General features: G+C 71.8%; 12 protein-coding genes, 1 pseudogene and 1 riboswitch. Of the genes and pseudogenes, 11 read left to right on the plus strand and 2 right to left on the minus strand.

Annotation, left to right across the window (positions count from 1 at the left end; all coding sequences use genetic code 11):
• The first annotated feature begins 169 nt into the window (after positions 1-169).
• A riboswitch (FMN riboswitch) is annotated at positions 170-300 on the plus strand.
• A gap of 144 nt (positions 301-444) precedes the next feature.
• From ACSUPV_RS33960 to ACSUPV_RS34000, 9 genes are all read left to right on the plus strand, one after another.
• Positions 445-1,074 carry a riboflavin synthase gene (locus ACSUPV_RS33960; protein WP_359793066.1) on the plus strand — a complete coding sequence of 210 codons (630 nt, stop codon included), beginning with the start codon at positions 445-447 and terminating at the stop codon, positions 1,072-1,074.
• Entirely contained in the window at positions 1,071-1,712 is a 642-nt protein-coding gene (locus tag ACSUPV_RS33965; RefSeq protein ID WP_359793064.1) for a nicotinamide mononucleotide transporter family protein, read from the plus strand. Before ACSUPV_RS33960 ends, ACSUPV_RS33965 begins: the two co-directional genes overlap by 4 nt.
• Positions 1,709-3,001, plus strand: coding sequence for a bifunctional 3,4-dihydroxy-2-butanone-4-phosphate synthase/GTP cyclohydrolase II (locus tag ACSUPV_RS33970; protein ID WP_037769177.1), 1,293 nt, complete (start codon positions 1,709-1,711; stop codon positions 2,999-3,001). The genes ACSUPV_RS33965 and ACSUPV_RS33970 overlap by 4 nt, the downstream gene beginning before the upstream one ends.
• Before the next feature lie 20 nt (positions 3,002-3,021).
• Positions 3,022-3,507 carry a 6,7-dimethyl-8-ribityllumazine synthase gene (ribH, locus tag ACSUPV_RS33975; protein ID WP_031116695.1) on the plus strand — a complete coding sequence of 162 codons (486 nt, stop codon included), beginning with the start codon at positions 3,022-3,024 and terminating at the stop codon, positions 3,505-3,507.
• Positions 3,508-3,541: 34 nt separating this feature from the next.
• Positions 3,542-3,814 (plus strand): phosphoribosyl-ATP diphosphatase, encoded by a 273-nt coding sequence (locus ACSUPV_RS33980; RefSeq protein ID WP_007491392.1) that lies wholly within the window; start codon positions 3,542-3,544, stop codon positions 3,812-3,814.
• A 46-nt stretch (positions 3,815-3,860) separates the two neighbouring features.
• A complete protein-coding gene (gene hisG / locus ACSUPV_RS33985) occupies positions 3,861-4,709 on the plus strand; it encodes an ATP phosphoribosyltransferase (protein WP_031116696.1) in 849 nt (282 codons plus the stop codon).
• A 14-nt stretch (positions 4,710-4,723) separates the two neighbouring features.
• Positions 4,724-5,170: a PH domain-containing protein gene (locus ACSUPV_RS33990; RefSeq protein ID WP_436949143.1), complete on the plus strand. Its 447-nt coding sequence runs from the start codon at positions 4,724-4,726 to the stop codon at positions 5,168-5,170.
• 237 nt (positions 5,171-5,407) lie between these two features.
• Complete coding sequence (locus ACSUPV_RS33995) at positions 5,408-6,742, plus strand: hemolysin family protein (protein ID WP_031116698.1); 1,335 nt, start codon at positions 5,408-5,410, stop codon at positions 6,740-6,742.
• The gene (locus ACSUPV_RS34000; protein WP_031116699.1) at positions 6,739-7,815 is read left to right on the plus strand and encodes a hemolysin family protein; all 1,077 of its coding nucleotides are present in this window, start codon (positions 6,739-6,741) and stop codon (positions 7,813-7,815) included. The genes ACSUPV_RS33995 and ACSUPV_RS34000 overlap by 4 nt, the downstream gene beginning before the upstream one ends.
• Before the next feature lie 10 nt (positions 7,816-7,825).
• Here the strand turns inward: ACSUPV_RS34000 and ACSUPV_RS34005 are convergent, their stop codons facing one another.
• Positions 7,826-9,688, minus strand: coding sequence for an AAA family ATPase (locus ACSUPV_RS34005; RefSeq protein ID WP_382616509.1), 1,863 nt, complete (start codon positions 9,686-9,688; stop codon positions 7,826-7,828).
• Positions 9,689-10,120: 432 nt separating this feature from the next.
• Positions 10,121-10,787: pseudogene (locus ACSUPV_RS34010) on the minus strand (uridine kinase family protein).
• Positions 10,788-10,981: 194 nt separating this feature from the next.
• Here ACSUPV_RS34010 and ACSUPV_RS34015 point away from each other — a divergent pair.
• Together ACSUPV_RS34015 and ACSUPV_RS34020 are read left to right on the plus strand one after the other, a co-directional pair.
• A complete protein-coding gene (locus tag ACSUPV_RS34015; protein ID WP_436949144.1) occupies positions 10,982-12,361 on the plus strand; it encodes a peptidase C39 family protein in 1,380 nt (459 codons plus the stop codon).
• Between the two features lie 91 nt (positions 12,362-12,452).
• A complete protein-coding gene (locus ACSUPV_RS34020) occupies positions 12,453-12,593 on the plus strand; it encodes an SCO1431 family membrane protein (RefSeq protein ID WP_359793051.1) in 141 nt (46 codons plus the stop codon).
• The last annotated feature ends 28 nt before the right edge of the window (positions 12,594-12,621 follow it).

The following is a 12,621-nucleotide window of genomic DNA, read 5'->3' on the forward strand; positions in this document are numbered from 1 at the left end:
GCGTCAATAGGTACGGACCAACCCCGACCCGTCAAGGCCGGATCGCCGCACGGAAGTTGGGCGGAGGTGTCGCACTGGGGAAGGGGTATGACACGTTCTGTGAGGCACCCCACACGCATCGCCGGTCTGGACACCGATGAGGCGTGGCACACTGGCCCTGTACCAGTAGCAGCGCACTCCGGGGTCGGTGAAAGTCCGAACCGGCGGTTACAGTCCGCGACCCGGTCGCCTCCAGCGGCCGGTTGACCAGGTGAAATTCCTGGACCGACGGTTAAAGTCCGGATGGGAGGCAGTGCGCGGCGAGCGGGCATCCGTGCGCGCCGCCCAGAAGTCCGTCCTGAGGGCGGACTCCATCCGGCGTCGTCCCCGGTGTTCCCGCTCGTACCTTCTGTCGTCATCGACAGCCCCGGAGTCCGTGCCCGAAGAGGCAGGAGGACCCGGGAAGTGTTCACCGGAATCGTCGAAGAGCTGGGCGAGATCACCGCCGTCGAGACCCTCGACGACGCCTGTCGCTTCCGCCTGCGCGGCCCCGTCGTCACCCAAGGCGCGAAACACGGCGACTCCATCGCCGTCAACGGCGTCTGCCTCACGGTCGTCGACCACGAGGGCGACGAGTTCACCGCCGACGTCATGGCCGAGACGCTGAACCGCTCCAGCCTCGGCGCTCTCGAGGTCGGCTCCCGCGTCAACCTCGAACGCCCCATGGCCGTCGGCGAACGCCTCGGCGGGCACATCGTGCAGGGCCACGTCGACGGCACCGGCGAGATCCTGGAGCGCAAGCCGTCCGAGCACTGGGAGATCGTGAAGATCTCCCTCCCCGCCGACCTCACCCGGTACGTCGTCGAGAAGGGCTCCATCACCGTCGACGGCATCAGCCTCACCGTCGTCGACGCCGGCCCCGACTACTTCACGGTCAGCCTCATCCCCACCACCCTCGACCTGACCACGCTCGGCCACAAGCAGCCCGGCGACCCGGTCAACCTCGAGGTCGACGTCATCGCCAAGTACGTCGAGCGGATGCTGGGCGACCGTGCGCAGGGGGCGGCCGACCGTGCGCAAGGGGTGGCCCGGTGAACGCGCTGAACTCCGAGGCGTTCGTCCTCTTCGGCCAGCACATCCTCTGGTCCGACATGGTCGGAAACCTCTTCGGCCTGGCCGCCCTCGCCCTCGGCTGGCGACGCTCCATCTGGACCTGGCCCGTGCAGTTCCTGGCCGGCCTCATCCTCTTCGGCGCCTTCTTCGGCCACCTCACCGGCAGCGCGGGCAAGCAGGCCGTCGTCATGCTCGTCGCCCTCTACGGCTGGTGGCAGTGGCAGCGCGGCAAGGGCCAGGGCGAGGACGGCCACATCGCCGTACGGTTCGCCACCTGGCGCGAGCGCGCCGCGATGGCCGCGGCGGCCGCCGCCGGCACGGTCGCCGTGGCGCTGCTCTTCAAGGCGTACCCGACCCTGTCCTGGGACCCCTGGCCGGACGCCTACATCTTCGTCGGCACGATCGTCGCGATGTACGCCCAGGCCCGCGGCATGGTCGAGTTCTGGTTCGCCTGGCTCCTCGTCGACCTCGTCGGCGTGCCCCTCAACTTCGCCAACGGCTACGCCTTCTCCGGCTTCGTCTACGTCATCTACGGCGCGCTCGTCCTGTGGGGCCTGCGCGACTGGTGGCTGCGCTCGCGCGCGGCAGCACGGCCCACCCTGGAAGGAGCGCCGGCATGAGCACGGCACCGATCCTGTACAGCACCGACGGTGAGTTCGAGGACCTCGCGCTCGACCCCGTCGAGCAGGCCATCGCCGACATCGCGGCGGGCCGCCCGGTCGTGGTCGTCGACGACGAGGACCGGGAGAACGAGGGCGACCTCGTCATCGCCGCCGAGAAGGCCACCCCCGAGATCGTCGCCTTCATGATGAGCGAGTGCCGCGGCCTGATCTGCGCCCCCATGGAAGGCGACGAACTGGACCGGCTGCGCCTGCCGCAGATGGTCGACGACAACACCGAGTCCATGAAGACGGCCTTCACCGTCTCCGTCGACGCCTCGGCCGCCCACGGCGTGAGCACCGGCATCTCCGCCGCCGACCGCGCCACCACCCTCCGGCTGCTCGCCGACGGCGTCTCCGGGCCCGACGACTTCGTCCGCCCCGGCCACATCTTCCCGCTGCGCGCCCGGCCCGGCGGCGTCCTCACCCGCAACGGCCACACCGAGGCCGCCGTCGACCTCGCCCGCCTCGCGGGTCTGCGCCCGGCCGGCGCCATCGTCGAGATCGCCGGCGAGGACGGCCGCATGCTGCGCCTGCCCGAGCTGGTCCCCTTCGCCCGCAAGCACGGCCTGACGATCATCTCCATCGAGGACCTGATCGCCTACCGCCGCAGTAGCGAGCCCACCGTCCGCCGCGAGGCCAGGACGCAACTGCCCACTGCCCACGGCACCTTCACGGCGTACGGCTACCGCTCCACCGTCGACGGCGTCGAGCACGTCGCCCTGGTGCACGGCGAGATCGGCGACGGCGACGACGTCCTGGTCCGCGTCCACTCCGAATGCCTCACCGGTGACGTCTTCGGCTCGGCCCGCTGCGACTGCGGCCCCCAGCTGGACGCCTCCCTGGCCCGCATCCAGTCCGAGGGCCGCGGAGTGGTCGTCTACCTGCGCGGACACGAGGGCCGCGGCATCGGCCTGATGTCCAAGCTGCGCGCCTACGAACTCCAGGAGCGCGGCCGCGACACGCTCGACGCCAACCTCGAACTCGGCCTGCCCGCCGACGCCCGCGACTACGCGGCGGGGGCCCAGATCCTCGCCGACCTCGGCGTGCGCGGCGTCCGCCTGCTGACCAACAACCCCGACAAGACCGACGCGCTCGTCCGCCACGGCATCACGGTCAAGGCCCGTGTGCCGATGCCGGTCAGCGCCGGCGAGCACAACCTCCGCTACCTGCGCACCAAGCGGGACCGGATGGGCCACGACCTGCCCTGGCTCGACACGACCACCGTGCCGGCCTGCGGCAACCAGTAAGACAGCACAGAGGGAGCAACGTGAGCGGCAAGGGTGCACCGGAACTGTCCGTACGCAATGTGGGTGACCTCCGGGTCGCCGTCATCGCGGCACAGTGGCACGAGAAGGTGATGGACGGACTGGTCGACGGCGCCCTGCGCGCCCTGCACGACCTGGGCATCGACGAGCCGACCCTGCTCAGGGTCCCCGGCAGCTGGGAACTCCCGGTCGTCGCCAAGGTCCTCGCGGGCCGCGGCTACGACGCGATCGTCGCCCTCGGCGTCGTCATCCGCGGCGGAACCCCCCACTTCGACTACGTGTGCCAGGGCGTCACCCAGGGCCTCACCCAGGTCTCCGTCGACACCGGCGTCCCCGTCGGCTTCGGCGTGCTGACCTGCGACACCGAGGAGCAGGCCCTGGACCGCGCGGGCATCGAGGGCTCCAGCGAGGACAAGGGGCACGAGGCGGTGACGGCGGCCGTGGCGACCGCGGCCACGCTCCGCTCAGTATCCGAACCCTGGCGCTGACGAACCGCACCTGTGGCATAGGCTGAGCGACACCATGTCCAAGAAGACGTTCGAGGAGCTCTTCACCGAGCTCCAGCACAAGGCCGCCCACGGCGACCCCGCCACTTCCCGCACCGCAGAACTGGTCGGGAAGGGCGTCCACGCCATCGGCAAGAAGGTCGTCGAGGAGGCCGCCGAAGTGTGGATGGCCGCCGAGTACGAGGGCAAGGAGGCGGCCGCCGAGGAGATCTCGCAGCTGCTGTACCACGTCCAGGTGATGATGGTCGCCCGCGGCATCTCCCTCGACGACGTCTACGCCCACCTGTAAGCCGCACGTCCGTTCCGCACAACTCCACGCAAAGGAAGCCGACCTCATGCTGCGCATCGCCGTCCCCAACAAGGGTTCCCTCTCAGGCCCTGCGGCGGAGATGCTGCATGAGGCCGGCTACCAGCAGCGCCGCGAGTCCAAGGAACTGCGGATCGTCGACCCGACCAACGAGGTCGAGTTCTTCTACCTGCGCCCCCGCGACATCGCGATCTACGTCGCCTCCGGCCAGCTCGACATCGGCCTCACCGGCCGGGACCTGCTGATCGACTCGGGCGCCGACGCCGAGGAGATCCTCCCCCTCGGCTTCGCCCGCTCCACCTTCCGCTACGCGAGCAAGCCCGGCACCGTCACCGGTCTGGCCGACCTGGCGGGCAAGACGGTCGCCACCTCCTACGAGGGCATCGTCGCGGGCCACCTCGCCGAGCACGGCATCGACGCCTCCGTCGTCCACCTCGACGGCGCCGTCGAGACCGCCATCCAGCTCGGCGTCGCCCAGGTCATCGCCGATGTCGTCGAGACCGGCACCTCGCTGCGCAACGCGGGCCTGGAGGTCGTCGGCGAGCCGATCATGCAGTCCGAGGCCGTCGTGATCCGCCGCACCGGCGCGGACGGCGACGACCCCAAGGTCCAGCAGTTCCTGCGCCGCCTCCAGGGCGTCCTGGTCGCCCGGACGTACGTGATGATGGACTACGACTGCCGCGTCGAGCAGCTGGAGAAGGCCGTCGCCCTCACCCCCGGCCTGGAGTCGCCGACCGTGTCCCCGCTGCACAACGAGGGCTGGGTCGCCGTCCGCGCCATGGTCCCCGCCAAGGAGGCGCAGCGGATCATGGACGACCTGTACGACATCGGCGCCCGGGCCATCCTGACCACGGCCATCCACGCCTGCCGTCTCTGAAGGGCGGAGCACCGATGCCCGACCTGCCCGTCACGTTCCGGCCGGGCAGCACCCGCGCGGTGCTGCTCACCGCCGCCGTCGCGATCCTCGTGGTCATCACGGCCGTCGCGATGCTGCTGAAGCAGCTCAGCCCCGCCGAGCGCCTCAGCTTCGTCGTCACGGCGCTGCTGCTGGACGCCGTGCTGCTCCTGCTGGCGCGGCCCAAGGTCGTCGCCGACGAGGACGGCGTCACCGTGGTGAACCTCACGAACAAGCGCCGGCTGGAGTGGGCGGAGATCCTCCAGGTGACCCTCCGGCCCGGCGACCCCTGGGTGTTCCTCAACCTCAGCGACGGCACCAGCCTGCCCGCCCTGGGCATCCAGCCGGGCATCGCCAAGCAGCGCGCGATCGCCGACGCCCGCGCCCTGCGGGCACTCGCCGAGGCCCGTTCCGTCGCGGACCCCGAGCGGCGTCACGGCTGACTCGGGGCATCCACAGGGCGGTCGCCACTGCCGCACCGGGGCGTGTCTTGATTAATCTGTTGGCGGAGGCGCGAAGGACGCGCCTCCGCCGCTGCTGCCCCGCCCGGTGCGCAGAGGCTTCCTGCTAACCGAGGAGTGACCCTCTCCGGCGATGGACGGATCGTCCTGCAGTACCTGCGCCGCCCCCTGCCGACATAGCGCGGACCGTGTCCGCGACCGTGCGGAGGCGGCGGCATCATGACCATCCCCCTGCTGCTCCTGGCAGCCGCGTTCCTGCTGATTCTCGCCAACGGATTCTTCGTGGCGGCCGAGTTCGGCCTCGTGACGGTCGAGCGGGCGGACGCCGAGAAGGCCGCCGCCGAGGGCGACCGGCGCGCCCACCGCGTCGTCGCATCACTCAAGGAACTGTCCTTCCAGCTCTCCGGCACCCAGCTCGGCATCACCATCACCTCCCTCGTCGTCGGCATGCTCGCCGAACCGGCGCTCGCCGAACTGCTGCACGGACCGTTCACCTCCATCGGCGTCCCCGAGGGAGCCGTCTCCGGGGTCACGGTCGTCGTCGGCATGCTGCTGGCCTCCGCCGTGCAGATGGTGATCGGCGAGCTCCTGCCCAAGAACTGGGCCGTGTCCCGGCCGCTCCAGGTCGCGCGCTTCGTCGCGGGCCCGCAGCACGTCTTCGCCCGGCTGTTCCGCCCGGTCATCGCGGGCCTGAACGCCGTCGCGAACCGGCTCGTACGGGCCCTGGGCTTCGAGCCCGCCGAGGAGCTGGCCTCCGCCCGCACCCCCGGCGAACTCGTCTCGCTGGCCCGCCACTCGGCCCGCGCCGGCGCCCTCGAACAGGACACGGCCGACCTGTTCGTCCGCACCCTGTCCCTCGGTGAGCTGACCGCGCAGCACGTGATGACGCCGCGCGTGAAGGTCAGCGCCCTGCAGTCCTCCGCCACCGCCGAGGACGTCGTCAACCTGACCCGCGCCACCGGCCTGTCCCGCTTCCCCGTCTACCGGGAGCGGATCGACGAGGTCGTCGGCATGGTCCACCTCAAGGACGCCCTGGCCGTGCCCGTGCAGGACCGGCTGCGCACCCCCGTCGGCCGCATCGCCCGCCCGGCGCTGCTCGTCCCCGAGACCCTGCCCGTCCGGCCGCTGCTCGCCCGGCTGCGCAGCGAGCAGCCCATCGCGGTCGTCGTCGACGAGTACGGCGGCACCGCCGGTGTCGTCACGCTGGAGGACATCGTCGAGGAGCTCGTCGGTGAGGTCCGCGACGAGCACGACGGGCACGACCTGCCCGAGCTGGCCTCCGCCCCGCCGGAGGACGGCAGGCCCGCCTGGGACGTCGACGGCAGCTGCCGGGTCGACGTCCTGCAGCGCATAGGCCTCGACGTGCCCGAGGGGCCGTACGAGACGGTCGCCGGGCTGATCGCCGACCTGCTGGGCCGCATCCCGGCCGTCGGCGACAAGGCGGAGCTGCCCGGCTGGCGGCTGTCCGTGCGCCAGGTCGGCCACTACCGCGCGGAGCGCGTCCGGCTCGTGCGGACGGCCCCGGTGACCACCCTGGCGGAGGCCGCCCGATGAGCGTGCTCCAACTCCTCTTCGCCGCGCTGCTCGTGCTCGCCAACGGCTTCTTCGTCGGCGCCGAGTTCGCGCTGGTCTCCGTCCGCCGCAGCCAGATCGAACCCCTCGGCACGGCCCGCGCCCGGCAGGTCCTCCACGGCCTGGAACGTCTGCCGCAGATGATGGCGGCGGCCCAGTTCGGCATCACCGTCTGCTCCCTGACCCTCGGCGCGGTCGCCGAGCCGACGGTGGCTCACCTGTTGGAGCCGGTCTTCGAGTGGATCCACCTGCCGCACGCGATGATCCACCCGCTCGGGTACGTCATCGCCCTGGCCACGGTCGTCTTCTTCCACCTCGTCATCGGCGAGATGGTCCCGAAGAACCTGGCGATGGCGGCCCCCGAGAAGGCCGCGCTGTGGCTCAGCCCCGGCCTGGTCTGGTTCGCCCGCTTCTGCAAGCCGATCACCGCCGCCCTCGGTGCCGTCTCCCAGGGCATCCTGCGGCTCTTCCACGTCGAGCCCAAGGACGAGGTCGAGGCCGTCTTCACCAGCGAGCAGCTCAACCGGCTGGTGGAGGACGCGGGCCAGGCGGGCCTGCTCGACCCGGAGGAGGCCGAACGCCTGGAGGACGCGCTGGAACTGGGCTCCCGCCCGGTGACGGACGTCCTGCTGAAGCGCGAGTCCCTGGTGACCGTCAGCCCGTCGGTCACCCCCGGGCGGATCGTCGAGCTCACGGCCCGCACGGGATACTCCCGCTTCCCGGTCGCCGCGGACAACGGCGCCTTCATGGGCTACCTGCACGTCAAGGACGTCCTGGACCTGGAGGACTCGGACCGGGCCGTGCCGCAGCAGCTGTGGCGGCCCATGACGACCCTGCGGTCCGAGCTGCCGCTGGACGACGCGCTGACGGTGATGCGCCGGGCGGCGACGCACCTGGCGCAGGTGGCCGACGGCTCGGGCAGGGTGCTCGGGCTGGTCGCCCTGGAGGATGTGCTGGAGCTGCTGGTGGGGGAGGTGCGGGACCCCGCGCACCGGGAGGTCCACGAGGTGCGGCTGACCGAGCCGAGGTCGGGCGAGGAGGTACTGGCGACGTAGGCCCGGTACCTCACAGTCCGGGCGGATCCTGCGGGCCCCGCCCGGACAGCACCTCGCCGTAGGCCTGCATCAGATCCGGCAACCGCAGCGTCGCCAGGTCCTCCCGCCCCAGCACCCCGGGATACACCGACAACCGCAGGTCCCGGTACGCGCAGCTCTTCTCGTACAGCGTCCGCAGGAACCGCCCGTTCCCCAGCTCGTCGATCCACCCCTGGTCCACCACGTGCCCCGCGATGGACCGCAGCTCGTCGAGGGCCTCCTCGTCCCACAGGTCCCCGTTCTCCGCCGCGAGCACCTTGCCGATCTCGGTGAGTTCGAGGGGACGGTAGGACGGGAAATCGACCCGGGTCGTGAAACGGGACGACAGCCCCGGGTTCGCGGCGAGCAGGCGGTCCATGCCCTCCGGGTAGCCGGCCAGGATCACCACGAGGTGGTCGCGGTTGTCCTCGGCCCGCTTCAGCAGCACCTGGAGCGCCTCGTCGCCGTAGGCGTCCCCCTTGCCGTAGCCCGAGTTGGACAGCGAGTACGCCTCGTCGACGAAGAGCACGCCGCCCAGCGCCGAGTCGATCAGTTCGTTGGCCTTCACGGCCGTCTGCCCGAGGTACTCGCCGACCAGGTCGGCCCGCTGGGCCTCCACCAGATGGTCGCCGCCGAGCAGGCCTAGGGCGTAGAAGACGCGGCCGAGGATGCGGGCGACGGTGGTCTTGCCGGTTCCGGAGGGGCCCGAGAAGACGAAGTGGCGTTTCGGCGGCTGGACCGGAAGGCCCTGCCCGGCCCGCAGCCGGGCCATGTTCAACTGCGCGGACAGCGCCTTGACCTGGCGCTTCACCGGCTCAAGACCCACCATGCGCTCGAGTTCGGCGAGCGCCTCCTCCAGTAACGCGGGGTCGGTGGGCCCGGCGGGCAGCGACGGTGCCGGGCCCCCCTTCTCGCGGACCGCCGGATCGGCCGCCGGCGGCAGGGGAGGGGAGACCAGCGGCTCGGGGTCGGGCAGTCTCAGGTCGCGGCCCTCGGTGCCGAAGAGCGGGTCGAACCCGTCCGGCCCGTCCGCGGCGTCCTGACCGGCACCGGTGAGCGTGATCGCCGCGAGGTCGGCGGCGTCCTCGTAGCCGTCGCCCTCGGCGATCGCGGCGAGCCGCGCCGAGGTGTCCATGAACGCCGGGTCGACGCGGTGCACGGCCCGGTAGAGGGGGAGTGCGGCGGCGCTGCGGCCGGTGCCCTCGTGGGCCCGGGCCAGCCAGTAGCGCAGCTCCTTGCGCTGCGGCTGCTCGCTGCGACAGCGCATCAGGGCCGCCGACAGCAGCGGTTCGGCCTGCCCGTACATCTCCAGCCGGACCCGGGCCATGCCGCCGAACAGGCCCGCCTCGATGCCGAGCATCGGGTCGTCGAGCAGCGGGTCGGTGTGGCGGACCAGCTGCTCCCAGTCCTTGACCAGGTAGGCGCGGCAGGCGTGCAGGAAGCGGACCTGGTGGTCGGTGTCCACGGGAGGCAGCCCGGCGAGGGCCCGGTCCAGCTCGGGGACGTGGCGGCCGTCCAGCCAGTGGGAGGCGTGCGCGAGCAGCAGGTCGCGCGGGCTCTCCAGCACGGGCTGCACCCACCAGCCCAGCCAGTACCAGGAGTTGAGGGTGCGGCGGTAGCGCGTGCGCTGCTCCCCGAAGCGGTCGCGGTGGCGGAACATCCTCAGCAGCGCGGTCGTCGTGTCGACGCGCAGGGCGTGCAGTCCGAGCCAGCCGTCGGCCATCCCGGCGTCCAGCCGCACGGCGGTGCGGAACTCCTCCTCCGCCTGCGGATAGGCGCCCATGGTGTAGGCATCCACGCCTCGCAGCCAGGCGAGGTCGGCCGGGGCCTGAGGGCCCTGCGTGCCGAAGTCCATCACGTCCCCCACAAACCGTGCCCCCGTCGGTATGCCAACGAGCCGTCCCCCAGCCGGCTGCCCTCTTCGAACCGCTGTGCCACGGACCGGAGTTGCACAGTGCGCGAAGCAACCGTCCGTAGGTCGCAACGAGGGCATCGTACCCGCGGGCGCGGCGCCTCCGTAGGGTGCCGCACGGGCCGTTCGGCGAGGTGGGAGCGGATGCGGCGCACCGGTGCACGGTGACCGAGGGTGAGCGTTCGACGCCGCGCGGCGTCCGGAAAACCGGAGGAGGACAGAACGAAGCCCCCGATCACGGGGGAACAACCGGGGGCTTCGCGTCAGTGGGCGGCTCCGAATGGCCGCACATTGAGAACGTAAGACCTGTACGGCCCCCCGGTCAAGCCGAGTTGAAGCACTCCGGCAAGTTGTCCCGCAAGGCCCTTCACAGGTTCAGCACACTGCGGGCGGTCCGTCACCCTGAGTGAGGGACCGGTCCGGGCTGGTCCGGTCCAATGGATCCCGCGGGTCCCGGCAGAACCTCATACCCCTCCTCTCGCTGCCGCACCAGGAGGTCGGCGAACGGCCGGGAGGGGTCCTCGGCGAAGTGCCGGCGTTCCGCCGGGACCCATCCGTTCCAGAACTCCCGCTGTTCCTCCCCGTCCCGCGACCGTCCCCGCGCCCACGCGTCCTCGCGCGGCAGCTCCATCCACAGCAGGAGCGCCAGATGGGGGCGGAGCGCCCGGCGTCCCGCGCCGACGCCCTCCACGAGCACGACCGGCGCGGGCGGGAGGGGACGCGGGGCGCCGAAGCGGCGGGCCCGCCAGTCGTAGGGGGCGTAGTGCGCGGTCCGGCCGTCGGAGAGCGGTTCGACGACCTGCTCCAGCAGGCGTCCGGTCCAGTCGAACAGTTCCTCGTGGCTGGCGACGTCGTCGAGGCGCAGCACCGGAGCGCCGCCCAGCGCCGCGGCCAGGTGCTCGGTGAACGTGCTCTTCCCCGAGCCGGCGTGCCCGTCGACGCCGACGAGCCGGACCGGGCCGCAGGACGGGGACAGGCGGCGGATCCGGGCCGCAAGGTCGCGCACGGCCGGCCCCGGTGCGGGGCGGAGGGACGGATTCATCTCGCGCAGCACTCTAACGACGGCCTCCTCGGCCCGTGCCACTGGTCGACGCCAATATTGGTGGGCGTGGCGCGTGTCGAGGTGCTGGCAGTACCCGGCGGGCTGTGCTCATATGTGGCGCACACGCGTGTGCGACCGACCGTGTCACGGACCTGCCCCGCCCCTGCCCGACTCCGACTTCCGGGGGTCCCGCCATGTGCAGAGCCGAACAGCCGTCCCGCAGAACCGTCCTGGCCGCCGCGGTCGCCGTCGCCGTCACGGCGAGCGCGGGTCCGGCGGCCGCCGATCCCGAGGCGCCCATGTCCACCGACACCGCAGACCCGGCCCGGGCGGTCCCGGCCCGCACCGTCGACAACCGGGCCTGGACCTCGTACGGCGACTGGTGCGGTGGCACGGCCAAGGGCACCCGGGCCGTCGCGGGCGCCCGCCCGGGCGTGATGATCGCGACGCCCGCGGGCACCACCGACTACACGGACCCGCACACCGGCACCACCGCGCCGTGGGAGTACGGCACCTGGACGTCCCCCGTGCACCGGCTCGCGGTCCCCGCGACCGAGGCGATCGTCTCCTGGAACGCGCACACCCCGCCCGGCACCTGGCTCCAGACCGAGATCAAGGCCACCTACACGGACGGCACCGCCACCCCCTGGTACGTGATGGGCCGCTGGGCGGCCGGCGACCAGGACATCCGGCGCACCTCGGTCGACGACCAGAGCGACGGCAGGAGCACCGTCTGGACCGACACCCTGGCCCTCGACGACCCGTCGACCGGGCTGCGGCTGGCCTCGTACCGGCTGCGCCTGACCCTGTACCGCAGGCCCGGCACCAAGGCCACGCCCACCGTGTGGCGGCTCGGCGCGATGGGCTCCGACGTCCCCGACCGCTTCACCGTCCCGGCGTCCGAGCCCCGGCTCGCCCGGGAACTGGTCGTGCCGCGGTACTCGCAGGAGATCCACAAGGGCCGCTACCCGGAGTACGACAACGGCGGCGAGGCCTGGTGCAGCCCGACGTCCTCCCAGATGGTCATCGAGTACTGGGGCGGCCGGCTCACCCCCGAGCAGCTGGCCTGGGTGGACCCGGCGTACGACGATCCGCAGGTCTGCCACGCGGCCCGCTCCACCTACGACCACCAGTACGCCGGCTGCGGCAACTGGCCCTTCAACGCCGCCTACGCGGCCACGTTCGAGGACCTGCGGGGCGTCGTCACCCGGCTCGGTTCGCTCGCCGACCTGGAGACGCTGATCGCGGCCGGCATCCCCGTCATCACGTCCCAGTCCTTCCTGAAGGAGGAGCTGACCGGGGCCGGGTACGGCACCGCCGGGCACCTGATGACCGTCATCGGCTTCACCGCCGACGGCGACGTGATCGCCAACGACCCGTACTCCGAGAGCAACGAGGCCGTGCGGCGGGTCTACCGGCGGCGCGAGTTCGAGAACATCTGGCTGCGGACCAAGCGGTACAACGCCACCGGCAAGGTCGTCTCCGGCACGGGCGGCGTCTGCTACCTGTACTTCCCGGCGCGCCCGACCGCCGCCCAGACCAAGGCGCTGGCGGCCGTGGGCGTACGCGTGTGACCAAGCTCTCGGCCGCACAAGCCGCTCCCGGTGGCAAGGTGGACAGAACTTCGGGGGAAGTCCGTCCGCACCACCGAACGAGCGAGAAGTCATGACCGCGCACTCCGCCACCGCCGGCCGCGTCCGTACCGGCGGCCCCCAGGACGACGGGCCGAAGATCGTCGAGCACCTCATGGGCTGGGCTCTCGTGGTGGTCGTCGCCATGCTGGTGACACAGCTCGGACTGCTGTGACCTGACCCACGACCCGGCCCTGCGGCCT

This window comes from Streptomyces sp. SudanB52_2052, from assembly GCF_964272415.1.
Lineage (GTDB): Bacteria > Actinomycetota > Actinomycetes > Streptomycetales > Streptomycetaceae > Streptomyces > Streptomyces olindensis.

Bases quoted from the DNA above. Each gene is read 5' to 3' on its own strand.
- ACSUPV_RS33980 (WP_007491392.1), top strand. From the start codon at position 3,542: ATGTCCAAGAAGACGTTCGAGGAGCTCTTCACCGAGCTCCAGCACAAG.
- hisG (WP_031116696.1), top strand. From the start codon at position 3,861: ATGCTGCGCATCGCCGTCCCCAACAAGGGTTCCCTCTCAGGCCCTGCG.
- ACSUPV_RS33995 (WP_031116698.1), top strand. From the start codon at position 5,408: ATGACCATCCCCCTGCTGCTCCTGGCAGCCGCGTTCCTGCTGATTCTC.
- ACSUPV_RS34015 (WP_436949144.1), top strand. From the start codon at position 10,982: ATGTGCAGAGCCGAACAGCCGTCCCGCAGAACCGTCCTGGCCGCCGCG.
- ACSUPV_RS33990 (WP_436949143.1), top strand. From the start codon at position 4,724: ATGCCCGACCTGCCCGTCACGTTCCGGCCGGGCAGCACCCGCGCGGTG.
- ACSUPV_RS34005 (WP_382616509.1), bottom strand. From the start codon at position 9,688: ATGGACTTCGGCACGCAGGGCCCTCAGGCCCCGGCCGACCTCGCCTGG.
- ACSUPV_RS33970 (WP_037769177.1), top strand. From the start codon at position 1,709: ATGAGCACGGCACCGATCCTGTACAGCACCGACGGTGAGTTCGAGGAC.
- ACSUPV_RS34000 (WP_031116699.1), top strand. From the start codon at position 6,739: ATGAGCGTGCTCCAACTCCTCTTCGCCGCGCTGCTCGTGCTCGCCAAC.
- ACSUPV_RS34020 (WP_359793051.1), top strand. From the start codon at position 12,453: ATGACCGCGCACTCCGCCACCGCCGGCCGCGTCCGTACCGGCGGCCCC.